Source organism: Streptomyces sp. NPDC091387 (genome assembly GCF_044756945.1).
Lineage (GTDB): Bacteria > Actinomycetota > Actinomycetes > Streptomycetales > Streptomycetaceae > Streptomyces.
In genome coordinates, this window is sequence record NZ_JBIVTZ010000003.1 from 488,593 (window position 1) to 511,878 (window position 23,286).

Annotated in this window: 25 protein-coding genes and 1 riboswitch; of the genes, 15 read left to right on the forward strand and 10 right to left on the reverse strand. The window is 72.6% G+C overall.

Going from position 1 to position 23,286, the window contains the following annotated elements; translation table 11 throughout:
- Positions 1-22: 22 nt before the first annotated feature.
- Positions 23-156: riboswitch (cobalamin riboswitch) on the reverse strand.
- 170 nt (positions 157-326) lie between these two features.
- Complete coding sequence (locus ACIQM0_RS09095) at positions 327-560, reverse strand: hypothetical protein (protein ID WP_401284930.1); 234 nt, start codon at positions 558-560, stop codon at positions 327-329.
- 12 nt (positions 561-572) lie between these two features.
- Positions 573-1,850, reverse strand: coding sequence for an anion permease (locus tag ACIQM0_RS09100; RefSeq protein WP_401284933.1), 1,278 nt, complete (start codon positions 1,848-1,850; stop codon positions 573-575).
- Between the two features lie 235 nt (positions 1,851-2,085).
- Between ACIQM0_RS09100 and ACIQM0_RS09105 the strand changes: the two genes are divergently transcribed.
- The 3 genes from ACIQM0_RS09105 (at position 2,086) to ACIQM0_RS09115 (ending at position 5,486) form a co-directional block, all read left to right on the forward strand.
- Positions 2,086-2,775 (forward strand): class II aldolase/adducin family protein, encoded by a 690-nt coding sequence (locus ACIQM0_RS09105; protein ID WP_401284936.1) that lies wholly within the window; start codon positions 2,086-2,088, stop codon positions 2,773-2,775.
- Between the two features lie 88 nt (positions 2,776-2,863).
- The gene (locus tag ACIQM0_RS09110; protein ID WP_401284939.1) at positions 2,864-3,991 is read left to right on the forward strand and encodes an alpha/beta hydrolase; all 1,128 of its coding nucleotides are present in this window, start codon (positions 2,864-2,866) and stop codon (positions 3,989-3,991) included.
- A 184-nt stretch (positions 3,992-4,175) separates the two neighbouring features.
- A complete protein-coding gene (locus ACIQM0_RS09115) occupies positions 4,176-5,486 on the forward strand; it encodes a hypothetical protein (RefSeq protein WP_401285120.1) in 1,311 nt (436 codons plus the stop codon).
- 67 nt (positions 5,487-5,553) lie between these two features.
- Here the strand turns inward: ACIQM0_RS09115 and ACIQM0_RS09120 are convergent, their stop codons facing one another.
- On the reverse strand, positions 5,554-6,444 hold the full coding sequence (locus ACIQM0_RS09120; protein ID WP_401284942.1) for a neutral zinc metallopeptidase: 891 nt from the start codon (positions 6,442-6,444) through the stop codon (positions 5,554-5,556).
- Positions 6,445-6,839: 395 nt separating this feature from the next.
- On the opposite strand from ACIQM0_RS09120, the gene ACIQM0_RS09125 reads away from it, so the two are divergent.
- The 3 genes from ACIQM0_RS09125 to ACIQM0_RS09135 all read left to right on the forward strand — a co-directional run bounded on the left by ACIQM0_RS09125 (position 6,840) and on the right by ACIQM0_RS09135 (position 9,946).
- Positions 6,840-8,438: an ABC-F family ATP-binding cassette domain-containing protein gene (locus ACIQM0_RS09125; RefSeq protein WP_363028359.1), complete on the forward strand. Its 1,599-nt coding sequence runs from the start codon at positions 6,840-6,842 to the stop codon at positions 8,436-8,438.
- Positions 8,439-8,778: 340 nt separating this feature from the next.
- A complete protein-coding gene (locus tag ACIQM0_RS09130; protein ID WP_010987827.1) occupies positions 8,779-9,000 on the forward strand; it encodes a helix-turn-helix domain-containing protein in 222 nt (73 codons plus the stop codon).
- A 154-nt stretch (positions 9,001-9,154) separates the two neighbouring features.
- Positions 9,155-9,946: an enoyl-CoA hydratase/isomerase family protein gene (locus ACIQM0_RS09135; protein ID WP_363028357.1), complete on the forward strand. Its 792-nt coding sequence runs from the start codon at positions 9,155-9,157 to the stop codon at positions 9,944-9,946.
- Positions 9,947-10,064: 118 nt separating this feature from the next.
- On the opposite strand, the gene ACIQM0_RS09140 is transcribed toward ACIQM0_RS09135, so the two are convergent.
- Positions 10,065-10,799 (reverse strand): hypothetical protein, encoded by a 735-nt coding sequence (locus ACIQM0_RS09140; RefSeq protein ID WP_401284947.1) that lies wholly within the window; start codon positions 10,797-10,799, stop codon positions 10,065-10,067.
- A 93-nt stretch (positions 10,800-10,892) separates the two neighbouring features.
- Between ACIQM0_RS09140 and ACIQM0_RS09145 the strand changes: the two genes are divergently transcribed.
- From ACIQM0_RS09145 to amaP, 5 genes are read left to right on the forward strand one after another with little or no spacing between them, the layout of a single operon-like run.
- Entirely contained in the window at positions 10,893-11,387 is a 495-nt protein-coding gene (locus tag ACIQM0_RS09145) for an Asp23/Gls24 family envelope stress response protein (protein ID WP_401284949.1), read from the forward strand.
- A gap of 32 nt (positions 11,388-11,419) precedes the next feature.
- Entirely contained in the window at positions 11,420-11,611 is a 192-nt protein-coding gene (locus ACIQM0_RS09150; protein WP_136330255.1) for a hypothetical protein, read from the forward strand.
- Between the two features lie 5 nt (positions 11,612-11,616).
- Entirely contained in the window at positions 11,617-11,970 is a 354-nt protein-coding gene (locus ACIQM0_RS09155) for a hypothetical protein (RefSeq protein WP_401284953.1), read from the forward strand.
- Positions 11,967-12,656 (forward strand): DUF6286 domain-containing protein, encoded by a 690-nt coding sequence (locus ACIQM0_RS09160; RefSeq protein WP_401284956.1) that lies wholly within the window; start codon positions 11,967-11,969, stop codon positions 12,654-12,656. The genes ACIQM0_RS09155 and ACIQM0_RS09160 overlap by 4 nt, the downstream gene beginning before the upstream one ends.
- Complete coding sequence (amaP, locus tag ACIQM0_RS09165) at positions 12,653-13,240, forward strand: alkaline shock response membrane anchor protein AmaP (RefSeq protein WP_401284959.1); 588 nt, start codon at positions 12,653-12,655, stop codon at positions 13,238-13,240. The genes ACIQM0_RS09160 and amaP overlap by 4 nt, the downstream gene beginning before the upstream one ends.
- Before the next feature lie 113 nt (positions 13,241-13,353).
- Here the strand turns inward: amaP and ACIQM0_RS09170 are convergent, their stop codons facing one another.
- The 6 genes from ACIQM0_RS09170 to ACIQM0_RS09195 form a co-directional block, all read right to left on the reverse strand.
- Complete coding sequence (locus ACIQM0_RS09170) at positions 13,354-14,109, reverse strand: SDR family oxidoreductase (protein WP_401284961.1); 756 nt, start codon at positions 14,107-14,109, stop codon at positions 13,354-13,356.
- 4 nt (positions 14,110-14,113) lie between these two features.
- Positions 14,114-15,925, reverse strand: a complete 1,812-nt coding sequence (locus tag ACIQM0_RS09175; protein ID WP_401284964.1) for a glycoside hydrolase family 15 protein — start codon at positions 15,923-15,925, stop codon at positions 14,114-14,116.
- Between the two features lie 93 nt (positions 15,926-16,018).
- On the reverse strand, positions 16,019-16,834 hold the full coding sequence (locus ACIQM0_RS09180) for an SURF1 family protein (RefSeq protein ID WP_401284967.1): 816 nt from the start codon (positions 16,832-16,834) through the stop codon (positions 16,019-16,021).
- Between the two features lie 71 nt (positions 16,835-16,905).
- Entirely contained in the window at positions 16,906-17,139 is a 234-nt protein-coding gene (locus tag ACIQM0_RS09185) for a hypothetical protein (protein ID WP_363028340.1), read from the reverse strand.
- 64 nt (positions 17,140-17,203) lie between these two features.
- On the reverse strand, positions 17,204-18,211 hold the full coding sequence (locus tag ACIQM0_RS09190; protein WP_401284970.1) for a DEDDh family exonuclease: 1,008 nt from the start codon (positions 18,209-18,211) through the stop codon (positions 17,204-17,206).
- Positions 18,212-18,240: 29 nt separating this feature from the next.
- Entirely contained in the window at positions 18,241-18,909 is a 669-nt protein-coding gene (locus ACIQM0_RS09195) for a TetR/AcrR family transcriptional regulator (RefSeq protein ID WP_401284972.1), read from the reverse strand.
- Positions 18,910-19,034: 125 nt separating this feature from the next.
- Here ACIQM0_RS09195 and ACIQM0_RS09200 point away from each other — a divergent pair, with 125 nt between their 5' ends.
- From ACIQM0_RS09200 to ACIQM0_RS09215, 4 genes are read left to right on the forward strand one after another with little or no spacing between them, the layout of a single operon-like run.
- Complete coding sequence (locus tag ACIQM0_RS09200; protein WP_401284975.1) at positions 19,035-19,835, forward strand: acetoacetate decarboxylase family protein; 801 nt, start codon at positions 19,035-19,037, stop codon at positions 19,833-19,835.
- A complete protein-coding gene (locus ACIQM0_RS09205) occupies positions 19,832-20,716 on the forward strand; it encodes an SDR family NAD(P)-dependent oxidoreductase (protein ID WP_401284978.1) in 885 nt (294 codons plus the stop codon). Before ACIQM0_RS09200 ends, ACIQM0_RS09205 begins: the two co-directional genes overlap by 4 nt.
- A gap of 10 nt (positions 20,717-20,726) precedes the next feature.
- Entirely contained in the window at positions 20,727-22,007 is a 1,281-nt protein-coding gene (locus ACIQM0_RS09210) for an amidohydrolase family protein (RefSeq protein WP_401284981.1), read from the forward strand.
- Complete coding sequence (locus tag ACIQM0_RS09215; protein WP_401284984.1) at positions 22,004-23,272, forward strand: amidohydrolase family protein; 1,269 nt, start codon at positions 22,004-22,006, stop codon at positions 23,270-23,272. Before ACIQM0_RS09210 ends, ACIQM0_RS09215 begins: the two co-directional genes overlap by 4 nt.
- Positions 23,273-23,286: the final 14 nt, after the last annotated feature.

Consider the following 23,286-nt stretch of genomic DNA (forward strand, 5'->3'; position numbering starts at 1 on the left):
GGTTCGACGTGACCGGCGACGAGAGTCTCCTGGCTCCCGGATCCGCAGTTCCCCCGGTCTTCCAGTCCACGTGGCGTGGACCGTGACTTCCGGTGGTGGGGGACTGCTCCCCGGTGACAGTGGCGGGACCGCGCCGGATTCGCACCGGCTTCCTCTGCTGTCGCCGTAATGGCTCCGGCAGTCCACCACGCTCCGCGAACGTCAGTCAACCTGCCGTTGACCTGCGACGGTGCAGTGTGCTGAGACCCACATCGGGCCGGACGCACACGAGGTGCGTCCGGCCCGATGAGCAGGAGCGGGAAGGGCCCCGCGGGGCCCTCCGGCCGTCAGGCGACGATCATGTAGATCCCGTAGGCCACGGCCGCCGCGCACAGCCCGAAGCAGACGTACGCGCCCGCGCGGGCCAGCATCAGGGACCCGCCGGCCTGCCCGCCCTGCGCGGCCGGTTCCGGCTGCCTGGAGAGGCCGACGATGCCCAGCGTGAAGAGGCCCACCAGGGCGACGGTGGCGACGAGAGAGACACCGAAGACGGTGCCGAGGGCTGCCCAGTCGATGTTCATGGGGATGTGTCCTTACACCGTGGCGGGTCGCGCCGGGTCGGCTACGGGTCCGGCCGGGGCCGGGATGGTGGTCTTGAGGTCCTGCTGCGCCTGGGCCGCGGTGGGCGGCGGGCTGACGGCCGCTATGGCGGCGGTGACGACGCCCGCGGGTTCGGCGTCCCCGGCAGTGCCGTTCCGGCCGCCGGGTGCGACGTCGTCCTGGCCGACCGGCTTGCGGCGCGACAGGACCCAGATCGCTCCGGAGCCCGCGACCAGCAGCACGGCGACGAGCACGACGCCCCAGGTGCCCTGCTGGGTGAGGAACTCCGCCCCCGCGCCGACCAGACCGGCGGCCGGCAGGGTCAGACCCCAGGCGACGAACATCCGGGTGGCGGTGGACCAGCGGACCACACCGCCCCGGCGGCCGAGGCCCGCGCCCATCACGGCGCCGGAGCAGGACTGGGTGGTGGAGAGGGAGAAGCCGAGGTGCGAGGAGGCCAGGATGACCGTCGCCGCACTGGTCTGGGCGGCGAAGCCCTGGGGCGGCCTGAGCTCGGTGAGGCCGCTGCCCATGGTGCGGATGATGCGCCAGCCGCCCAGGTAGGTGCCGAGCGCGATGGCCAGACCGGCGCTGACGATGACCCAGACCGGCGGGTTCGAACCGGGGGAGAGCACCCCGCCGGTGACCAGGGCGAGCGTGATGATGCCCATGGTCTTCTGTGCGTCGTTGGTGCCGTGGGCGAGGGAGACCAGCCCGGCGGAGGCGATCTGCCCGGCGCGGTAGCCCTTGGCGGTCGCCTTCTCCTGGGCGCCGTTACGGATCTTCCCGCCGATCCGGTACGTCAGCTTGGTGGCCAGGAACGCGGCCAGACCGGCGACGACCGGAGCGGCGACCGCGGGGAGCAGCACCTTGGTGACGACCGTGCCGCCGTCGACCGAAGACCAGCCCGCGGACATCACCGCGGCGCCGATCAGACCGCCGAAGAGGGCGTGGGAGGAGCTGGACGGGAGTCCGACCAGCCAGGTCAGCAGATTCCACAGGATGGCGCCGACGAGCGCCGCGAAGATGACCTCGGTTCTGAGGCCGTTCTCATTGATGATCCCGCCGGAGATCGTCTTGGCGACCTCCACCGACAGGAACGCGCCGACGAGGTTGAGAACGGCGGACATCGCCACCGCTGTCTTGGGTTTGAGTGCGCCGGTCGAGATGGTCGTGGCCATCGCGTTGGCGGTGTCGTGGAAACCGTTCGTGAAATCGAACACTAGAGCTGTCACGATCACAATCGCGAGCAGCAGCGTGATGTGTTCCATTTACCCAGGCAATCGTTCGACGTCAGTGGCACGTGGACCGTAGGCAACCTGGGTGAACGGAAGATGAACTGAACAGGGCGTTGTGGTGACTCCCATCGGAGGCCCGCCGCTCCACTTGGCCGTGCTCCGACAGCCCCGGACGGTCACGGGGCGGTGTGGGCCCCGAATCCGGCTCCGGACGATCTTCCGGGGCGGCCGAAAACATGGACCGCTCATCAGTGGAAAGGATCTTCGTATGAGCGATCAGCGGCGGGGCCCGGTCGAACAGGCCGGGGACATCGAACAGACCTGGGACGCGGTCGTCGCCACCGCCCGCAGGACGGCGGCCGACGGCCTGGTCGTCGGGACGTCGGGCAATGTGTCGGCACGGGTCGGCGGCACCGTCCTGGTCACCCCGAGCGGCGTGCCCTACGACCGGCTCCGCCCCCAGGACGCGGTCGGCGTCGACCTGGAGGGCAACCAGGTCCTCGGTGAGCTGGCCCCGACCAGCGAACTCCCGCTCCATCTCGCGGTCTACCGGAACACGGCGGCCGCCGCCGTCGTGCACACCCACGCGGTGCACGCCACGGCCGTCTCCACCCTGGTCGCGGAGGTCCCGCCGATCCATTACGCGGCCGCGCTGCTGGGCGGCCCCGTCCGGGTCGCCGCCTACGCCCGGTACGGGACCGACGAGCTGGCCGCGAACATGCTGACGGCCCTGCGGGACCGCACCGGCTGTCTGCTCGGCAACCACGGAACCGTCACCTACGGATCCACCCTCGACGAGGCGTACGACCGCACCGCCCAGCTCGAATGGCTCTGCCGCCTCTGGCTCGCCGCGAGCGCCGTCCCCGGCCGTTCCCCGGCCCTGCTCACCCCGGACCAGCTGGGCGACGTCCGGGAGGCGCTGAAGGGGTACGGGCAGCCGGACCGGGGCCGTCCGTGATTCATCCCGCGCCCCTCCGGACGGCGGGTCGCCACCGGACGGCCCCCGCCCGGTGGCCGACTCCGTGAGCGCCCAGGAGACTGAAGCCGTGCGCCCGGCCAAAGCGACGGCAGCAGTCGTCACCTCCCTCCTCGGCGCCGGTGCGGCAGCGGTCGCGGCCGGCCGGTACGCCGGCGACGTCGCCCTCCGGGCGCCGTCCGGACGTCCCTTCCCCGCCGACCGCAGACTCACCGTGCACGCGACGGCGGCGGGACAGGTCACCCTGACCCGGTCCTTCGCCGCGCTGCGGCCCGGCACCTACGGGCTGGTCGGTGACGGCGTCCACGCCGTCGTCGGCCCGGTGATCGACCAGGCCCACCAGGCCCCCGACACCGTCGTGCGCCGGCTGGAACGCGTCAACCGCGGCACCCTGCGCCCCGGGGCCAAGGTCCGCATGACACCCGAGCTGCACAGCGGCGACCCCACCACGGCCCTCGGCCTGGACCACCGCGAGGTCGAGATCACCGGCGAACTCGGCGCCCTTCCCGCCTGGTTCGTGCCCGCCCCCCGCGATACCTGGGTCATCACCGCGCACGGCATCGGCACCACCCGGGAACATCCCCTGAACCTGCTCGGCTTCCTGAACGGACAGCAGCTTCCGGTGCTCGATCTCGCCTACCGCGGCGACGCCGGCGCCCCGCGCTCCCCGGACGGCCTCAGCCACCTCGGCGAGTCCGAATGGCGTGACCTGGACGCGGCCATCCGCTTCGCCGTGCGCTACGGCGCCGAGCGGGTCGTGCTGCACGGCTGGTCCACCGGCGCCTCCATGGCCCTGCACGCCTCCGTCAACTCCGCGCTCCGGGACCGGATCTGCGGCCTCGTCCTCGACTCCCCGGTCATGGACTGGGCCACCACCCTGCGCGCCCTGGCCGTCGCCCGCGGGGTCCCCTCCGCCCTGCTGCCCCTCGCCGTCCGCGCCGCCCAGGGACAGACCGGACTGCACGGCGCCCGGCTCCTGGACACCTCGCTGCCCCGGACCCTGCACGTCCCCACGCTGATCTTCCACGGGCCCGACGACACCCTGGCGCCCTGGCAGCCCTCCCGGGCGCTCGCCGCCCGCCGCCCCGACCTGGTCGCCCTGCACCCCGTACCGCACGCTCCGCACGCGGCGATGTGGAATGCCGACCCGGCCCACTACGAAGAGACGCTGCGGCGCTTCCTCACGCCCCTGATGTGAGCTGATGTGCCGCTTCGGCCGGTTGGTCCCGGAGGTACGGACGCCCCGGGACACCGGTGATCCGGGTTCCGTTTGGGCTTTCGGGCTGTCAGAGGCAAGACTGCTCCCCGTGACGTCCCGTACCCCGCGCGACTCCAGGCTGCGACTTGTCCGCCCGCGACCCCTCGCCACCGCTCGCAAGGCCGTGATCACCCGGCGCACCAGGCCGGCGCCCCGCCCGCCCGAGGGCACCCCGCCCCGGGCGGAACTGGCCCGCCAGGCCAGGGCGGCCCTCGCCGACGCCGTGCGGATCGCCCGCTGGGCGGCCGGCGGCTCCCGCCCCGGCATCCCACCCCTGGCCGCCACAGCCCTCGAACGGGCCTCTTCGGAGCTGGAGTTGTCCCCGGCCCAGGTGCGCTCCGGCTGGGACCGTGCCAGGCTCGCCGGTCTCGTCGAACTGCACGGCGACACCGCACGGCCCGGCTGGCGGCTGCGCGCCTGGGACCGCGACGACTCCGCCGTGCTCCGCGGCTGGGTGGCGCTCTTCGACGCCTGGTCACTCGTCCACCCCGCGCCGCAGGACATCGAGTCCACCGCCGTCGCCGAGGCGGTCGAGGCCGTGCCCCAGGTGCTCTCCCTCCTCCAGCTCTCCGCGGGCCCGGTCACCGTGCCCGCACTCCTGGACCTCCTCGGCCAGCGCGTCGCCGAGCTCCACGAGGAGCGCTGCGAGGTGCCGTACGGGCCACAGGCGTTGCCCGCCCCCGCGGAGGAGGCCCCCGCCGCCCACCCGGAGGCCCTGTTCGCCCTCCTGCTGGACTGGGCCCTGGAGGGGCTGGCCGCAGTCGGGGCGCTCACCCTCGGCTCCGGGCACGCCACCCTCACCCCGCTCGGCAACTGGGCGGTCTGGGTCAAGCTGGAACAGATCTGCGTCGCCGCCCAGAGCCCGGCCGGGAACATCGAGCAGTCCGCCGCCGACATGCTGCTCGGCTGCGCCCGGCTCACCCCCGGACCGGCCCGTGCCGAGTACCGCGCCTGGCTGGCCGCCCGCCCCGTCGGCAGCGCCGTCGCCGAACTCCTCGGAGTGGCCAGGGGAGAGGACGCGCTGCTGCGCGGGCTGGCCTTCGAGGCGCTCCGCGTCGTCGGCGCACCCGCTGAGCCCGAGGTGCGCTCCGTCGTCGCCGACCCGTCGCTGCGCCCCTACGCGCTGCTCTGGCTCGCCGAGTACGACGGGGCCGACCCCGAGGACGCCCAGGAGGTCCTCAGCCGCGAGGAGGCCACCTGGCTCTGGGTCGACACCGCGGCGGCCGTCGCCGACCACGGCGAGACCGGACTGCTGGTCCGCCACCTCGACTCGGCCGTGCAGGGCAGCGTCCCGGCCCTGCTCGACGAGGTACGGGCCGTCGGCCATCCGCGCACCGTCCAGGTCCTGGTGGCGCTGGCCGCCGCACACCCCGACCCCGCGCTCGCCAAAGCCGTCCGCAAAGCGGCGTTCCAGGTGCACACCGGCGGAGCCTGACCGGGCGGCCCGGCCGGCCGGGGGAGACCCCGGACCGGGCCGGACCGCCCCCAGCCCGCCGCCCCCGTCAGCGGAAGGTGTCGCAGCCGGCCATGTCACCGCTGCGGAACCCGGTGGTGAACCACTGCCGGCGCTGCGCCGCCGAACCGTGCGTCCAGGACTCCGGGGTGACCCGGCCCCGGAACCTCTCCTGGATCCGGTCGTCCCCGACCGACGCGGCCGCGTCGAGCCCGTCCCGGATGTCCGCCCCGGTCAGCTCGGTGATCAGCGGCCGCCCCGTCGACCCGTCGGGCGTCGTCGTCGCGTGGTGCGCCCAGACCCCGGCGTAGCAGTCCGCCTGCAGCTCCATCCGTACCGCGTCGCTGTTCTCGCCGGTCCGCCCGTCCCGCGACCGGCCCGGCGTCCCCCTCTGGTGCTGCACGTGGTGTCCGTACTCGTGCGCCACGACATACGCCTGGGCGAACGGCCCGGCGCTCGGACCGAACTCCGTCCGCAGCTCGTCGTAGAAGCCCAGGTCCAGATAGACCTGCCGGTCCCCGGGGCAGTAGAACGGCCCCACGGCCGAGGTCGCGGAGCCGCAGGCGGTGCTGACCCGGTCGGTGAACAGGACCGTGCGGGCGTTCCCGTACGTCGCTCCGCGCCGGGCGAACTCCTGCTTCCAGTAGTCCTGCACACTGTTGACCACCGCGACCGTCCGGCAGTCGTCCTCGGTATCGGCGTCCCGGCCGGTCCGGCAGGACCGCTCGACCCGGGCGGCCGACGACGCGGCGGCGATCGGGCCCGAGCCGCCGGAGGAGAGGCCGAGCTCGTCCGGCCCGACGCCGAAGAGCAGCCCCAGGACCAGCGCGATGACCGCCGCGATGCCGCCGCCCACGGTGGCCCCGCCGCCGGGGACGCGGCTGCCGCGCACGTCCCGGACCTCTGACGTGTCCGGACCGGCGTCGTCGTCGAACCGCATGGCACCACCCTCCGCTCGGCCCGCGGCTGCGCGCGGCCCTGCGCCGAGTATCAGATAGTTCACACCCAAACGCCCCCTTTCGCTCACGGGGCGGAGCCGGTCAGGAGCGCTGGGCGAGCTTCCGGCGACCGCGACGGGAGCGGGCGGAACAGTGATTGGACACCGCCAGTAGACTGGTCCTCATGGCAACTCTCCTTGTGCGTGTGCGTGAGTAGCGGCGTTCGAGTCGTGAATCGCTGAGGGCTGTCCCGCAATTCCTGGCGGATCAGCCCTCAGGGCCTGTCGTGCGCATCAGGCCGGGCTCGCGTGCCCCGGCACCGCCCCTGATCCGGCCTGATGCAGACGACAGGCCCTATCCGTACCTCCGCCGTCCATTCCGCCCTGGAGTTTTACCCGTGATCACCGCCTCCGGCATCGAGCTGCGCGCCGGCGCCCGCATGCTCATCGAATCCGCCTCCTTCCGCATCGCCAAGGGCGACCGCATCGGCCTCGTCGGCCGCAACGGAGCGGGCAAGACCACCCTCACCAAGTGCCTCGCGGGTGAGGGCACCCCCGCCGCCGGCACCATCACCCGCTCCGGCGAGGTCGGCTACCTCCCGCAGGACCCGCGCACCGGCGACCTCGACGTCCTCGCCCGGGACCGCATCCTCTCCGCCCGCGGCCTCGACGAGATCCTCCGCAAGATGCGGGAGAACGAGGAGCGGATGGCGAACGGCAAGGGCGCCACCCGCGAGAAGGCGATGAAGAAGTACGAGCGCCTGGAGACGGAGTTCCTCACCAAGGGCGGTTACGCCGCAGAGGCCGAGGCCGCCACCATCGCCGCGGCCCTCAGCCTGCCCGACCGGGTGCTCGCCCAGCCGCTCCACACCCTCTCCGGTGGTCAGCGCCGCCGTGTCGAGCTGGCCCGGATCCTCTTCTCGGACGCCGACACCCTGCTCCTCGACGAGCCCACCAACCACCTCGACGCCGACTCCATCGTCTGGCTGCGGGACTACCTCAGGAGCTACCGCGGCGGCTTCATCGTGATCTCCCACGATGTCGAGCTGGTCGAGACCGTCGTCAACAAGGTCTTCTACCTCGACGCCAACCGCTCGCAGATCGACGTCTACAACATGGGCTGGAAGCTCTACCAGCAGCAGCGTGAGGCCGACGAGAAGCGCCGCAAGCGCGAGCGCCAGAACGCCGAGAAGAAGGCCGCGACGCTCAACGCCCAGGCCGACAAGATGCGCGCCAAGGCCACCAAGACCGTGGCCGCGCAGAACATGGCCAAGCGCGCCGACCGGCTGCTCTCCGGCCTGGAGGCCGTGCGGGTCTCCGACAAGGTCGCCAAGCTGCGCTTCCCGGACCCCTCGCCGTGCGGCAAGACCCCGCTGATGGCGGAGGGCCTCTCCAAGTCCTACGGGTCGCTGGAGATCTTCACCGACGTCGACCTCGCCATCGACAAGGGCTCCCGAGTCGTCATCCTCGGCCTCAACGGCGCCGGCAAGACCACGCTGCTCCGGCTCCTCGGCGGCGCGGAGAAGCCCGACACGGGCGACATCATCGAGGGCCACGGACTCAAGCTCGGCTACTACGCCCAGGAGCACGAGACCCTCGACCCGAACCGCACCGTCCTGGAGAACATGCGCTCCGCGGCGCCCGACCTCGACCTCGTCGCGGTCCGCAAGACGCTCGGCTCGTTCCTCTTCTCCGGGGACGACGTGGACAAGCCCGCCGGAGTGCTGTCCGGCGGTGAGAAGACCCGGCTCGCCCTGGCGACGCTGGTGGTCTCCTCCGCCAACGTGCTCCTGCTCGACGAGCCCACCAATAACCTCGACCCGGCCAGCCGCGAGGAGATCCTCGGCGCGCTGCGCACGTACAAGGGCGCCGTCGTCCTCGTCACGCACGACGAGGGCGCGGTCGAGGCGCTCCAGCCCGAGCGCATCATCCTGCTGCCGGACGGCGTCGAGGACCTGTGGGGTGCGGACTACCGGGACCTGGTCTCGCTGGCCTGACCGGACCGCCCGCCCACTGATCCACTCCCACTGGATCATTCGGCCTACGCGTGATCCATCATCTGCGTGAGTACGTCTCGTACCTCGGCGCGGCGCCCGGCAGATAGCTGCCGGGCGCACTCATTTATGGGCGCGGCCGCTGTGCGGCCCTGACCTGGACGTTCCCTCCGGGGCGCTCCCCACAGACCCTCCCGAGCCTTACGGAATTCGAGATTCCGATCAGTCCGGCGCACTCCTGGGGCGCGAATCCGGTTGCACGGACCTTGCCGAATGGGTGGCCAGGAAGCTCCGGAGGGGTGATCATGAGAGTCCAGAGCGCACTTCCCACGAGGAGGCACGGGTGGCCGAGACTCTGAAGAAGGGCAGCCGGGTAACCGGCGCCGCGCGCGACAAGCTCGCGGCAGACCTGAAGAAGAAGTACGACTCCGGTGCGAGCATCCGGGCGTTGGCCGAGGAAACCGGCCGCTCCTACGGATTCGTCCACCGGATGCTCAGCGAGTCCGGAGTGACGCTGCGAGGACGCGGCGGCGCGACACGAGGCAAGAAGGCCACTACGGCCTGACAGAGCCGTCGGCGGATCGGAGCAGGCCGTCCGGCCTGCTCCGGGGCTCACCGGTTTCGGCGGTGGCCACCCGGTCGATCGTGCGGTCGATCGGGTGGTTACTGTTCAGTCACTTAGCTCCATGTGCTGACTGCACCCGAACCGGAGGCGCTCCATGACCTCGCTCGACTCCGTGCTCGACAAGGACGGCGTACGACTCACCGTCGACGACGCGATTGCCACGGTGACCCTCACCAACCCGGCCAAGCGCAACGCTCAGTCCCCCGCTCTGTGGCGGGCGTTGACAGAGGCCGGACGGGCTCTGCCCGGCAGTGTGCGGGTCGTCGTGCTGCGCGGCGAAGGTGTGTCCTTCTCCGCCGGTCTCGACCGGCAGGCGTTCACCCCGGAGGGTTTCGACGGCGAGCCGTCGTTCCTCGACATGGGGCGTGGCCCCGAGGCCGAGCTCGACGCGGTCATAGCGGAGTACCAGGAGGCGTTCACCTGGTGGCGCCGCAACGACATCGTGTCGATCGCGGCCGTCCAGGGACATGCCATCGGCGCGGGCTTCCAGCTCGCTCTCGCCTGCGATCTGCGGATCGTCGCCGAGGACGTGCAGTTCGCCATGCGCGAGACCAGCCTCGGTCTGGTGCCCGACCTCACCGGCACGCACCCCCTGGTGCACCTGGTGGGGTACGCACGCGCGCTCGAGATCTGCGCCACCGGCCGCTTCGTGCACGCCGCCGAGGCCGAGCGCACCGGGCTCGCCAACCTCGTGGTGCCCGCCGAGGAGCTCGACGGCGCCGCCCGCGACCTGGCCGGCGCCCTGCTGGCCGCCCCGCGCGACGCCCTCGTCGAGACCAAGGCCCTGCTGAGCGGTGCCGTCACCCGACCGTACGAAGAGCAGCGCACCGCGGAACGGGCCGCGCAGGGCCGCCGGCTGCGCGACCTCGCGGGCCTGTCCGACTGAACCCATCACCCGACTGAACCCATCACCCGGCTGACACGTCACCCGGCCGGGGGCACCCACCGCCTCCGGCCCCGCGGCGCACCCGGCCCGTCGCGTGCGGCCGTCCGCCGTGCCCGGTTCAGCCCTCCGGGGCTTCCGGCGCGCCGTCCGGCGCCGGTTGCCCCGTCACCGCCGTGACCAGCACCGCGACCGGCGGATGCCCGTCCACCGCTTCCGTCACCGCCGCCCGCACCGCGCGTGCCACGTCGAGCGCGCGGTGGCCGCCGTCCGTCGCCAGCTCGACCCGTACGTGGTCCGCGCCCGTGTGCACCGCCGCGCCCAGCACCCGGGTCAGCGTCGCGACACCGGCCACCCCGGCGGCCGCCCGGCCCGCCGCGTCCTCCGGCTGCGCCGCCCGCACCCCGTCCGGCTCCGGCTCGTCCGGCTCCGGCGCGGTGTCCAGCAACTCCGTCACCTGGAGGTCCACCTCGGTGACCACCAGGCCGAGCCGCCGCGAGGCCGCCGCCAGCAGCGCGGAGCGCAGTGCCGCGGCGGCGACGGGCAGGGGCTGGTCGGCCGTCGCCGCCATGGTCGCCTCGATCCTCAGCGGGCCCGGGGGCAGCGCACTCGGAGGTGCCGGCACCTGTGGGGCGGGGGCCGCCCCCGGATCCGCCACCGCGATCCTCAGCTCACCGAGCACGGGCCCGGCTCCTGGGCCGCGCACCGCCCGGCGCAGCACCGCGACCGCGGCCCGTTCCGAGATCCAGGCCCCGTCCGCGGGACCGCCCAAAGGGAGCAGTCTGCCCAGACCGAGTCGCTGGCGGACCGCAGCTGTCCATCCGTCGGCCCTGTTCGGGCTGTCAGCCGTCGTCATTGCCCCAGCCTGCCGCATCCACGGCGCGAGACGGGGCAAGCGCACTTAATGTGGGCAAGGAAGTCCATTCCTGCCCCGAAGGGAAGAACGGCGATGACCGACACCCCACAGCGGAACCGGCCCGAGAACCCCGACAAGGACACGGCGGGTGGCGACAGCAGGACATCGCCACTGACCAGGCGCGGCGGCGGAGACCCCGCCACGCGCGGCCGTACGACGATCGCCGACGGCGTGGTCGAGAAGATCGCCGGAATGGCGGCACGCGACGTGGTCGGCGTGCACGCGATGGGCAGCGGTCTCTCCCGCACCTTCGGCGCGGTGCGCGACCGGGTGCCCGGCGGCGGCAAGTCCGTCACCCGCGGCGTGAAGGCGGAGGTCGGGGAGTCGCAGACCGCCCTGGACCTGGAGATCGTCGTGGACTACGGCGTGTCGATCGCCGACGTCGCCCGTGACGTACGGGAGAACGTGGTCGCCTCGGTCGAGCGGATGACGGGTCTCGAAGTCGTCGAGGTCAACATCGCGGTGAGCGATGTGAAGCTGCCCGATGAGGAAGACGACGACGATCAGCCCGAGCCACGACTCCAGTAGTACTCCCGTCCGAGGTAGTTGAGGAGCGCACGATGAGCATGGCTGTGGTCGGCATGGTGGCAGGCATGGCGCTCGGGTTCGCCGGATATTTCGGCGGGTTCGGTGCCTTTCTGCTGGTGGCCGCGTTGGGGGCGATCGGCTTCATCGCCGGTCGCTTCCTCGACGGTGACCTGGAGCCCGGTGACTTCTTCCGGAGTCGCGATCGCGGCGACCGACGGCGGTGACGGCCGTGTCGGGGGAGAGCGGCCGGGTCGCCGCAGGAGAGCGCGGGGAGACCCGGATCGCCGACCGGGTGGTCGCGAAGATCGCCGCGCAGGCGGCGAAGGAAGCGGTCGACGAGCCGGCGAAGGACGGCGCGTCGCCGCGCGCCACGGTCACGGTCCACCGTGACACCGCCCGGGTACGGGTGAGTCTGGAGCTCGGGTATCCCAGCGACATCGGCCGCCAGTGCGGTGCGGTGCGTCACCGGGTCGCGATGCGGGTAAAGGCGTTGGCGGGGATGGAGGTGCCCGAAGTGGCCGTACAGGTCGAGCGCCTGCACCCCTCAGGAACGAGCCTCGCGGCGCAGGGGAGGATCCGATGACCGAGCCCCAGAACCCGGAACACGGCAGTACGCAGCGGCTGCCCACGGTCCAGCCGGTGGAGCACGGGGACGTGCGCGAACTCGACCAGTCCGCGTCGTCCGCCGCCTACGACCCGGTGCCCGCCAAGGAGCGGGGCGAGGGCGGCGCGGGCCGCTTCTGGTCCGCCCGCCGCATTCCGGCCGGCATCCTCGCCCTGGTGGTCCTCGGCGGCTCCGGACTCCTCCTGTACGACGTGGCGGCGGTCCGGGCCGGCCGTCCGGCGATGCAGTGGCGCCGCTCGCTGGCCGACGAGCTGGCCCGGCGGCCGCTGAACGACGTCTGGGTGCTGACCGGTGCGGCGGTCGCGACGGCGATCGGCCTGTGGCTGATCGTCCTCGCGCTCACGCCCGGACTCCGTGACCTGCTGCCGATGCGCCGCGACCGCCCCGGCGTACGGGCCGCGCTCGACCGGACCGCGGCCGCGACGGTCCTGCGCGACCGGGCCGTCGAGGTGTCCGGCGTGCAGTCGGTCCGGGTCCGGATGGGCCGCAGGAAGGTGGGGGTGCGGGCCGTCTCGCACTTCCGTGAACTCGACGACGTACGGGCCGATCTGGACACCGCGCTCTCCAGGGGCATCGGGGAACTCGGACTGTCCAGGCCGCCGAGCCTGTCCGTCCATGTCCGCCGTGCGGCGAGGAAGGGATGAGCGGCGTGCTCAGAACCGTCAACCGGGTACTGCTGGGGCTCGCCGGGCTGGTGCTGGTCTGCGTGGGCGGCGGCGTGCTGGCCGCCGCGACCGGGCTCTCCGTACCGTCCTGGTGGCCCTGGTCCGGCAAGAACGACGTCCTGCTCAGCGAGTCCGGCCGGGACCGCTGGCGCTCGGAGGGCTGGTGGTGGCCGACGGTCATCGCGGTCCTCGCCGTCCTCGTCGTGCTCGCCCTGTGGTGGCTGCTGGCCCAGCTGCGCCGCGCCCGCCTCTCCGAGGTGCTGGTGGACAGCGGGGACGGCGAGGGCGCGCTGCTGCGCGGCCGGGCTCTGGAGGGCGTGCTCGCCGCGGAGGCGGAAGCGCTGGACGGAGTGGCCCGCGCCCAGGTCGTACTGACCGGGAAGCGCAGCACACCGAAGGCCAGGATCCGGCTGCTGACGGAACCCCACGCGGCGCCGGAGGCGACGCTCGGCCGGCTGACCGACGAGGCGCTGGCCCATGCCAGGGACTCCGCGGGCCTGGCGCGGCTGCCGGCGGAGGTCCGGCTGAAGGCGGTCAAGCACCGCGCGGAGCGGGTGAGCTGATCAGAGCTTGTATGGGGTTGTCCCGTGACGCCGCGGGACAACCCCATACAGGCCCTAAGGGCGCGGACACGCCGGGCGCTCCGCCCGGCGTCGTCCACCCCCGCCCCGACGGTTCAGAAGCCGTGCCGCGAGCCGCCGTCGACCGGGACCATGATGCCGGTCAGGTACGAGGCGGCGGGCGAGAGCAGGAAGGCCGCGGTCCGGCCGAACTCCTGCGGGGTGCCGTAGCGGCGCAGCGGGATGCGCGCCTCGTTGGCCGTGCGCGAGGCCTCCGCGTCGCCCGAGAGCGCGTCCAGTTCACGGACCCGGTCCGTGTCGATCCGGGCCGGCAGCACGCCCACCACCCGGATGCCCCGCGGACCGAGCTCGTCGGCCAGTGACTTGGCGAACCCGGCCAGGCCGGGGCGCAGACCGTTGGAGATGGTCAGTCCGGCGATCGGCTCGTGGACGGAACCGGAGAGCACGAAGCCGATGACCCCGCCCTCGCCGAGCGCCGCGGCCGCCGCACGGGCCAGCCGCACCGCGCCCAGGAAGACCGACTCGAAGGCCGACCGCCACTGCTCGTCGGTGTTGTCGGCGGCGGAACCGGGCGCCGGACCGCCGACGCTGATGAGGACGCCGTCGAGCCGGCCGAACCCCTCCTGCGCGGCGTCCACCAGTCGCTGCGCCACGGACGGGTCGGCGTTGTCGGCGGCGAGCCCGACCGCGTCCGGGCCCAGCTCCTCGGCGGCGGCCCGGACGGTCTTCTCGTCCCGGCCGGTGATGATCACCTTCGCGCCGTCGTCCACCAGCGCCTGCGCCGCGGCGTTGCCCAGCCCCCGGGTCGCTCCGGTGACGACGTACACGCGGTCCTTCAGTCCAAGATCCATGGCCCTATCCTGCCGCCTCGTCCGGTGCCGTGTCCTCGGGGGTGCAGGCCTCGGCCAGCGCGACGGCCGTCCCCACCAGCCCGATGTGGCTGAAGGCCTGCGGGAAGTTGCCGAGCTGGCGCATGGCGGCGGTGTCGTACTCCTCGGCGAGCAGCCCCACGTCGTTGCGGAGCGCCAGCAGCCGCTCGAACAGTTCGGTGGCCTCCTCGGTGCGCCCGGTCATCCGCAGCGCGTCCGCGAGCCAGAACGAGCAGGCCAGGAACGCGCCCTCACCGCCGGGCAGCCCGTCGATCGAGGTGCCGTCGGTGCTGTAGCGGCGCACCAGCCCGTCGCTGCCGAGCTCGTCGCGGACCGCGTCCACCGTCCCGATGAGCCGCGGGTCGTCCGGCGGCAGGAACCCGGTCCTGGCGATCAGGAGCGTCGCGGCGTCCAGGTCCCGTGACCCGTACGACTGGGTGAAGGTGTTGCGCACCGGGTCGTACCCCTTCTCGCACACCTCCCGGTGCACGGCGTCCCGCATCGCCCGCCAGCGGTCGGCGTCGCCGGTCAGCGACGGGTCCTCCTCCAGACTGCGCACGGTCCGGTCCGCCGCCACCCACGCCATCACCTTGGAGTGCACGAAGTGGCGGCGCTGACCGCGGATCTCCCACAGCCCCTCGTCCGGCTCGCGCCAGGTGGACTCCAGGAAGCCGAGCAGGCTGAGCTGGAGGTTCCAGGCGTGCGGCTTGTCGCCCAGACCCGCGTCGTGGGCCAGCCGCAGCGAGTCGATGACCTCCCCGTACACATCGAGCTGGCGCTGGCGGACCGCGGCGTTGCCGATCCGGACCGGGGCGGAGTTCTCGTACCCGCGCAGCCACGTCAGTTCCGACTCGGGCAGTCTGCGCTCGCCCGCGAGCCCGTACATGATCTGCAGATCGGCCGGGTCCCCGGCGACGGCGCGCAGCAGCCAGTCCCGCCAGGCGCCGGCCTCCTCCAGATAGCCGGCCGAGATCAGCGCGCCGAGGGTGAGGGTGGAGTCCCGCAGCCAGCAGAAGCGGTAGTCCCAGTTCCGTACGCCGCCGATCTCCTCGGGCAGCGAGGTGGTGGGGGCCGCCACGATGCCGCCGGTCGGGCCGAAGGTGAGCGCCTTCAGGGTGATCAGCGAACGGATCACGGCCTCCCGGTAGGGCCCCTGGTACTTGCAGCGGGCGGCCCACTCGGCCCAGTCGGACAGGGTGTTCTTCAGCGCCTCGTACGGGTCGACGAGATCGGGCCGGGGCGAGTGCGAGGGGTGCCAGGTCAGGACGAACGCCACCTGGTCGCCCGCGGAGACGCTGAACGAGGAGCAGGTGGAGAACTGCTGGCCCCAGGTCTTGACCGGCGGTTCGCTGCGCAGCCAGGCGGAGTCCGGCCCCGCGACCGCCACCCGGTGGCCCTCCGAACGGCGCACCCAGGGCACGACCGAGCCGAAGTCGAAGCGCAGCCGGAGCACGGAGGTCATGTCGACGGTGCCGCTGACCCCCTCGATGATCCGCATCACATCGGGTTCCTGGTCGCGCTGCGGCATGAAGTCGATGACCTTGACCGTGCCGGTGCGGGTCTCCCAGAACGTCTCCAGGACGAGGGAGTCACCGGCGTAGGCGCGCCGGGTGCAGGTGTCCGCACCCTTCGGCGCGATGCGCCAGTGGCCGTTGTCCTCGTCACCGAGCAGGGCGGCGAAACAGGCGCCCGAGTCGAAGCGGGGCAGGCAGAGCCAGTCGACGGAACCGTTCTTCCCGACCAGGGCGGCTGTCTGGAGATCGCCGATGAGGGCGTAGTCCTCGATGAGTGGTGTCACGCTCTGGCGTGTTCCCGAACCTGGCCCTCGCTAAGCAGCCGTTGTCCGACGTGAGTCGGGAGCCACCCCGGCGGGCGAGGTGCGGACACGCCGTCAGGCCTTCGCGGGCTCGGGCTTCCCGGGCTCCGCCGCGGCGTCCCGCGCTTCGGCGGCGGCGGACGCGGCCGCCACCAGGTCGCGCTTCTCCCGGCGGGCCAGCACCACGTAGCCGACCGGAACACCGGCGGCGAACAGCCACCACTGCACGGCGTACGCCATGTGCGGGCCGATGGAGCTGTCGTCGGGAGCCTCGATCAGCTCGGGGGTGTCGCCGGGCGGCACGGGCCCGGTCTGCTCCAGGTAGCCGCCGAGCACCGGCCGGGAGAGCAGCTTGGCCTGCTCGGCGCTGTTGATCAGCATCACCTGGCGGTCCGGCAGGTCCGAGAGATCCTTGATGCCGCTGCTGCCCGTCGTCTCGTCGGCCTTGAGCCGCCCGGTGACGGTCACTTCGCCCTTCGGCGCGGCCGGTACGTCGGGGAAGGCGCGCTGGTCGTCGGCGGTGGGGATCCAGCCGCGGTTGATCATGACCGTGCCGCCGCCCTTGAGGTCGAACGGGACCAGCACGTGGTAGCCGATGCTGCCGTCGGTGGACGTCCTGCGCCGCACCACGACCTCGTGCTTCTCGTCGTACGTCCCGGTGGCCTTCACCGCACGCCAGTAGTCGGAGCGCGGAACGGTGTGGCCGGGCGAGGTGAGCGCGGCGACCGGCACCGGTTTCGCCTTGAGGTTGTGCGAGATCAGGGAGTTCTGCGCGACCTTGTGCTCATGCCGGTGCAGCTGCCAGAAACCCAGCTCGACCATCGTGGGAATCATGACGAGGGCGAGGAGGGCGAGGATCAGCCACTGCCGGGTCAACAGGAAGCGGTACACCCCATGACGGTACAACCGTGGCATGGGGTGCATCGCGCAGGGGGTGGGGGAAGGGGGGCGGCGCCCGGTGCTCAGACTTTGTCGACGATGCCCGCCTTCCCCTCCGCGCGGGCGCAGTGACCGCCGCAGAACCAGTGCCCGTCGACCTCGACCCCCTGGCCGATGACCTGGACCCGGCAGTGCTCACAGATCGGCGCCATCCGGTGAATCGCGCAGGAGAAGCAGTCGAAGACGTGCACCGCGCCCTGCGCGTGCACTTCGAAGGACATCCCGTAGTCGTTTCCGCATACCTCGCAACGTGCCATGCGCCACAGGGTGGGACGCGAGGGCGGCGGCGGGCGAGCGGTGAGCGGGCGAGTCGCCCCCGGTTCACTCCGATGACGGCGCCGCCGACGGTCCCTTCGACGCCGCGGCCACGTCCCTCAGGAGATGGGTGAACGCGCTCTCCTCCAGGATCGGGGTGCCGAACGACTTGGCCTTCACCGTTTTGGACGTCGCCGCGTCCGGGTCGTTGGTGACGAGCAGACTGGTCAGCCGGGACACGCTGGTCGCCACGTGCAGCCCGGCCTCCACCGCCCGGTCCTCCAGCAGCTCGCGGTCGATCGAGGTGTCCCCGGAGAACGCCACCCGCATGCCCTGCATGAGGGGTTTGTCCTTGTCGTAGCGCCCCGGGTTCGGATAGGGGCAGGCCGCACGCTTGCGCGAGGGGCGCCAGCTCGCCTGGCCGCCGCCGTACGGGGCCTGGTGGCCGACCCGCGGGGTGACGGGGGAGTCCGACCACTCGGTCAGCGGCCGGCACTCCAGCAGCGGCAGCCGCAGCCCGCCGTCGGCCGCCGCGTGCAGACTCGGGCGGAACGCCTCGGCCAGCACCCGGGCATCGTCCAGCGCGTGGTGCGCGCGCTGCTGCACGACCCCGAAGTGCGCGGCCAGCGACTCCAGCTTGTGGTTGGGCAGCGGCAGCCGCAGCTCCTTGGAGAGCGCGATGGTGCACAGCCGCTGCTGGACCGGGGCGATCACCGAGGCCCGCGCGTACTCCCGGGCGAGCATCGACCAGTCGAAGGCCGCGTTGTGCGCGACCAGCACGCGGTCGGCGAGCCGCTCGGAGAGCTGGGCGGCGACCTCGGGGAAGAGCGGGGCGCCTTCGAGCACGTCACTGGTCAGCCCGTGGATCCACACGGGGCCGGGGTCCCGCTCCGGGTTGACCAGGGTGTACCAGTGGTCCTCGACATTGCCCTGTGCGTCCAGGCGGTAGACGGCGGCGGAGATTATCCGGTCGTCCCGTGCGAGGCCGGTGGTCTCCACGTCGACGACCGCGTACCCCTGCGGGTAGGCGGTCGGCCACGGTGCTGCGGTCTGGCGGTCGTCGAGCATGGTCACAGAGAATACGGGCCACGACCGACAGTCCCCTATTCGGCCGTCACCCCCGGGCCCTTTCCGGCCGGTCGGCGCTCCCGCGAGGAGCCCGCCAGCAGCCCGTCCACCAGCGCCCGTACGGAGGTGGTGAACAGCCGGTCCGGGTCGGCGGGCCGGGCCAGCGCGCGGGCCAGCGCCGGATCGCCGCCGGCCGTCGACCCGCTCCACAGATCGCCCTCGGCCGGTGACTGGACGGGGGACCGCTCCCGGTTGCGCTCCACCAGCAGGAAGCCGACGGTGTGGAACTGCACCGCCCGGACCGCGGCCGCCGCCCGCGCGCCCCGGAGCCCGGCGGCGTGCACCTCGTGGACCAGCGCCCGCTGCGCCGGCAGGAACATCCGTTCCGTCAGTCCCCGTTCGTGGACCATCGCGATCAGATGCGGCCGGGCGCGCAGCTCGCGGCGCAGCCCGCGGGCCACGGAGACGATCCGGGCGGCCGGGGTCCGGCCGGTGGGACGCAGGGTGCCCATCTCCTGGACGGTGCGCTCGACGAGGGCGTCCAGCAGAGACTCGCGGTTGCCGACGTGCCAGTAGATCGAGGTGACGGCGGTGCCCAGTTCGGCGGCCAGTCTGCGCATGGTGAGGGTCTGCGGACCGTGTTGCCGCACCAGTGCGGCAGCGGTCGCGAGGACCTCCTCGCGGGTCAGCGCCGATCGCGCCACAGCTCCTCCAGATTCCAGAACTCCGTTACACGCATGCCTATTTACCCTTCATCTTCGTCGGTGTAACTGTGTTACAGAGCCCGGCGGAGGGCCGGGCCACGGACGACCGAGAAGGGTGGCACCGCATGGCACGGGTACGGTACGGCGCGCGCACCGAGGCCGAGATCGCGGCATCCCGCGAGGCCCGCTCCAGGCTCCCCGACATCTGGTCCACCGGCGTCACCGCCGTCTGGGAGAGCGACCCCGACGCGGTGGCGGCCGTCCTCCCGCCGCCGCTGAAACCCTCGGGGCGCCCGCTCGTCCGGGCGAGCATCAGCAAGGTCGACCTCCCCGGCTATCCGCTCGGCGCGGGCTCCGTCTCCGTCGCCGCCGTCCACGACGGGCACGAGGGCTGGTACCCGCTGGTCATGCCGATGACCCACGAACGGGCGCTGACCGGCGGCCGCGAGGTGTTCGGCGAACCGAAGAAGCTCGGTGAGGTGAGCGTCGAACGCGAGGGCCTCGTCGTGCGGGCCGGGCTGGTCCGCCACGGCATCGCGTTCGTCGAGATCCGCGGCGCGGTCGACGGCCCGCTCCCGCTGCCCGAACCGGTGACGAAGCTCGACTTCTACTTCAAGTTCCTGCCCGCCGTGGACGGCGAGGGCTTCGACTCCGGCCCCGTACTGATCCACTGCACCCGGCACGAGAAGGTCCGCAAGCTGGAGCGGATCACCGGCGACGTGGTGCTGCGCGAGTCGATGTACGACCCGGTCGCCGACCTCCCCGTCCGCAGGCTGATCGGCCTCACCATCGGCGAGAAGACCAGCGACCAGCAGGGCAGGGCCGTGGAGCGGGTCAGCGCCGACGCGCTGCTGCCGTACGTCCACCAGCGCTACGACGATCCCCAGCAGATCCACGACGGACCGCCCGAGGGGAGCGTCCGATGAGGCTGGAGGAGGGCCAGACCGCCGTCGTCACCGGGGCCGCGAGCGGCATCGGCCTCGCCCTGGCCCGCCGGTTCGCGGCCGAGGGCATGAACGTCGTGCTCGCCGACGTGGAGGAGGACGCGCTCGACAGGGCCGCCGCCGAACTGCGCGAGGACGGCGCACGGGTGCTGGCCCGGCCCGTCGACGTCAGCGAACGCGACTCCGTGCAGGAACTGGCCGAGGCCGCGTACGACACCTTCGGCGCCGTGCACGTGCTGTGCAACAACGCCGGCGTCGGATCGGGCGCGGAGGGCCGGATGTGGGAGCACGAGCCGAACGACTGGAAGTGGGCCTTCGCGGTCAACGTGTGGGGTGTCTTCCACGGCATCCAGGCCTTCGTGCCGCGCATGCTCGCGGGCGGCGCCCCCGGCCACGTCGTCAACACCTCGTCCGGCGACGGCGGGATCGCCCCGCTGCCCACCGCCTCCGTGTACGCGGTCACCAAGTCCGCCGTCGTCACCATGACCGAATCGCTCTACGCGCACCTGCGGGCGGAGGACGCCGCGGTCGGCGCCTCCGTCCTCTTCCCCGGCCCGCACATGCTCCGCACCGGGCTGTGGGAGTCGCACCGCAACCGTCCCGAGCGGTACGCCAAGGAGCGCCCGCGCCGGACCCCGTACCGCAGCCTCGGCCAGTGGGAGGCGGCGATGAGAGCGGCGGGTCACGACGTGGAGTTCACCCCGGTGGAGGAGGTCGCGCAGACCGTCGTGGACGGCATCCTCGCCGACCGCTTCTGGATGCTGCCGGACAGCGAGCACAGCGACCGGCAGATCCGCGCCAGGTCGCAGTCGATGCTCGACCGGGCCAACCCGTCGTACCTGGAGAAGTTCGTACTCGACTGAGGAGTGAGCGATGACCGACGACGACCCGTACCTGATCATCTCCTCCGACTGCCACGCCGGACTGCCCACCGAGGAGTACCGGCCCTACCTCGACAGCCGCTTCCACCGGGAGTTCGACGACTTCCTCGCCGGCCGCGACCGCCGCCGCGAGGAGATGACCCGACTCGGGGTCCGCAACGAGGCCTTCGCCGACAAGTGGTTCCAGGACAACGAGGAGGGCCTCAGGGGCGGCTGGGACGCCACCCAGCGGCTCAAGGAGCTCGACGGCGACGGGGTGGCGGCCGAGGTCGTCTTCCCCGACGCGGACGCCGTCGACAGCCGCACCGCCGCCCCCTTCGGCGTCGGCCTCGGCCTCTCCGGCGACCAGGACCCGGACCTGGGCATGGCCGGCGCGCAGGCCCACAACCGCTGGCTCGCCGACTTCGTCTCGCAGCACCCCGAACGCCACTGCGGTGTCGCCCTGCTGCCCGTCACCGGCGAGACCGGCCGGGTCGTCGCCGAGATCCACCGGGCGAAGGAGTCCGGTCTCGGCGCCCTGATGATCCCCTCCATGTGGGTGGACAAGGCCCCGTACCACGACCGCCGGTACGACCCCGTCTGGGCGGCCGCCGCCGAGACCGGGATGCCGATCGTCACCCACTCGGGCGCGGCACCCCGCCACGAGTACGGCGACCACCTCGGGATCTACGTCTCCGAGGTCACCTGGTGGCCGTCGCGCCCGCTCTGGTTCCTCCTCTGGTCGGGCGCCTTCGAACGCCACCCCGGGCTCAGGTTCGGCGTCGCCGAGTCCGGCTGCTGGTGGCTGCCCAACCTGCTCTGGTTCATGGACCGCCTCTACCTCGGCGCGCACGGCGGCAAGAAGCTCTCCCCGTTCGCCGAACTCAAGCGCCCGCCGCACGAGTACCTCGACCGCCAGGTGTTCATCTGCGCCACCAACACCAAACGCCGCGAGCTCGCCCAGCGGTACGAGATCGGCGTCGACAACATCCTCTGGGGCAGCGACTTCCCGCACCCCGAGGGCACCTGGCCGAACACCGCGAACTGGCTGCGCGATACCTTCCACGACATCCCCGTCACCGAGACCCGCCGGATGCTGGGCCTGGCCGCCGCCGAGGTCTTCGGCTTCGACACGGACAGGCTCGCCCCCGTAGCCGCGCGCATCGGTCCCACCCCCGCCGACCTGGGCCAGAGCACCGACCAGAGCGCGGTCGAGGCCTCCTGGGCCCGCTCGCGCGAGGTCGGCAGGCACTGGCTGACGGACCACGACTTCCCGGTCCTGGGGACGTCATGACGGGCCCCGAGGGCGCGGTGACGGGGCCTGAGGGCTCCACGGCGGACCGCTACACCGTCATCTCCGCCGACTGCCACGCCGGCGCCGACCTCCTCGACTACCGGCCGTACCTGGAGTCGGAGCACCACGACGACTTCGACGCCTGGGCGGCCACCTACGTCAACCCGTACGAGGACCTGGTGGCCGACACCGCCGACCGGAACTGGAACTCGGACCGCAGGCTCGCCGACCAGGAGGCGGACGGCATCGTCGCCGAGGTCGTCTTCCCCAACACCATCCCGCCCTTCTTCCCCTCCGCCTCCCTGATGGCACCCGCACCCTCCCGGGCGGAGTACGAACAGCGCTGGGCCGGGCTGCGCGCCCACAACCGCTGGCTCGCCGACTTCTGCGCGGCCGCGCCCGGCCGGCGCGCGGGCGTCGCGCAGATCCTCCTCAACGACCCGGAGGAGGCGGCCCGCGAGGTCCGCCGCACCAAGGAGGCCGGACTCACCGGCGGCATCCTGCTGCCCGGCGCCCCGCCCGGCTCCGGCGTCCCGGAGCTGCACTCCCCGGCGTACGACCCGCTCTGGGCGGTCTGCGCCGAGCTGGACGTACCGGTCAACCACCACGGCGGCTCCGCGTCCCCGCCGCTGGGCGACGAACCCGCGGCCCGCGCCGTCTTCATGGTGGAGACCACCTGGTTCTCGCACCGGGCCCTGTGGCACCTGATCTTCGGCGGGGCGTTCCGCCGCCACCCCGGGCTGAGGCTCGTCCTCACCGAACAGGGCTCCGGCTGGATCCCGGGCATCATGGAGATGCTCGACTACTACCACGGCCGACTGGTCGCCTCGGCCTCCCGCGCGGCCACGGCGGAGTCCAAGTTCGGTGCGGGGCTGGCCGGTTCGATGGGCGCGAGCCCCAGCGAGGTATGGCGCGAGAACTGCTACGTGGGCGCCAGCTTCATGCGCCCCCACGAGGTGCCGCTGCGCGACCGGATCGGCCTCGACAAGATCATGTGGGGCAGCGACTACCCGCACGACGAGGGCACCGCCCCGTACTCACGCGAAGGCCTGCGGATCGCGTACGCCGGGCTGCCGCCCGCCGAGGTCGCCGCGATGACCGGCGGCAACGCCGCCCGCGTCTACGGATTCGACCTGGCCGCCCTGGACCGGATCGCCGCCCGCGTCGGCCCGACGGTCCAGGAGATCGCCGAACCCCTGAAGGAGGTCCCCGCGGGCGCGACCAGTCCCGCGTTCGCCCGGGGCGGGTCGGTACGCGTCTGGTGACACCACGAGGTGAG

Excerpts from the sequence above, each read along its gene's own strand:
- ACIQM0_RS09095 (WP_401284930.1), bottom strand. The coding sequence starts at position 560 with ATGAACATCGACTGGGCAGCCCTCGGCACCGTCTTCGGTGTCTCTCTC.
- ACIQM0_RS09100 (WP_401284933.1), bottom strand. The coding sequence starts at position 1,850 with ATGGAACACATCACGCTGCTGCTCGCGATTGTGATCGTGACAGCTCTA.
- ACIQM0_RS09105 (WP_401284936.1), top strand. The coding sequence starts at position 2,086 with ATGAGCGATCAGCGGCGGGGCCCGGTCGAACAGGCCGGGGACATCGAA.
- ACIQM0_RS09120 (WP_401284942.1), bottom strand. The coding sequence starts at position 6,444 with ATGCGGTTCGACGACGACGCCGGTCCGGACACGTCAGAGGTCCGGGAC.
- ACIQM0_RS09135 (WP_363028357.1), top strand. The coding sequence starts at position 9,155 with ATGACCTCGCTCGACTCCGTGCTCGACAAGGACGGCGTACGACTCACC.
- ACIQM0_RS09140 (WP_401284947.1), bottom strand. The coding sequence starts at position 10,799 with ATGACGACGGCTGACAGCCCGAACAGGGCCGACGGATGGACAGCTGCG.
- ACIQM0_RS09145 (WP_401284949.1), top strand. The coding sequence starts at position 10,893 with ATGACCGACACCCCACAGCGGAACCGGCCCGAGAACCCCGACAAGGAC.
- ACIQM0_RS09150 (WP_136330255.1), top strand. The coding sequence starts at position 11,420 with ATGAGCATGGCTGTGGTCGGCATGGTGGCAGGCATGGCGCTCGGGTTC.
- ACIQM0_RS09160 (WP_401284956.1), top strand. The coding sequence starts at position 11,967 with ATGACCGAGCCCCAGAACCCGGAACACGGCAGTACGCAGCGGCTGCCC.
- amaP (WP_401284959.1), top strand. The coding sequence starts at position 12,653 with ATGAGCGGCGTGCTCAGAACCGTCAACCGGGTACTGCTGGGGCTCGCC.
- ACIQM0_RS09170 (WP_401284961.1), bottom strand. The coding sequence starts at position 14,109 with ATGGATCTTGGACTGAAGGACCGCGTGTACGTCGTCACCGGAGCGACC.
- ACIQM0_RS09185 (WP_363028340.1), bottom strand. The coding sequence starts at position 17,139 with ATGGCACGTTGCGAGGTATGCGGAAACGACTACGGGATGTCCTTCGAA.
- ACIQM0_RS09200 (WP_401284975.1), top strand. The coding sequence starts at position 19,035 with ATGGCACGGGTACGGTACGGCGCGCGCACCGAGGCCGAGATCGCGGCA.
- ACIQM0_RS09205 (WP_401284978.1), top strand. The coding sequence starts at position 19,832 with ATGAGGCTGGAGGAGGGCCAGACCGCCGTCGTCACCGGGGCCGCGAGC.
- ACIQM0_RS09210 (WP_401284981.1), top strand. The coding sequence starts at position 20,727 with ATGACCGACGACGACCCGTACCTGATCATCTCCTCCGACTGCCACGCC.
- ACIQM0_RS09215 (WP_401284984.1), top strand. The coding sequence starts at position 22,004 with ATGACGGGCCCCGAGGGCGCGGTGACGGGGCCTGAGGGCTCCACGGCG.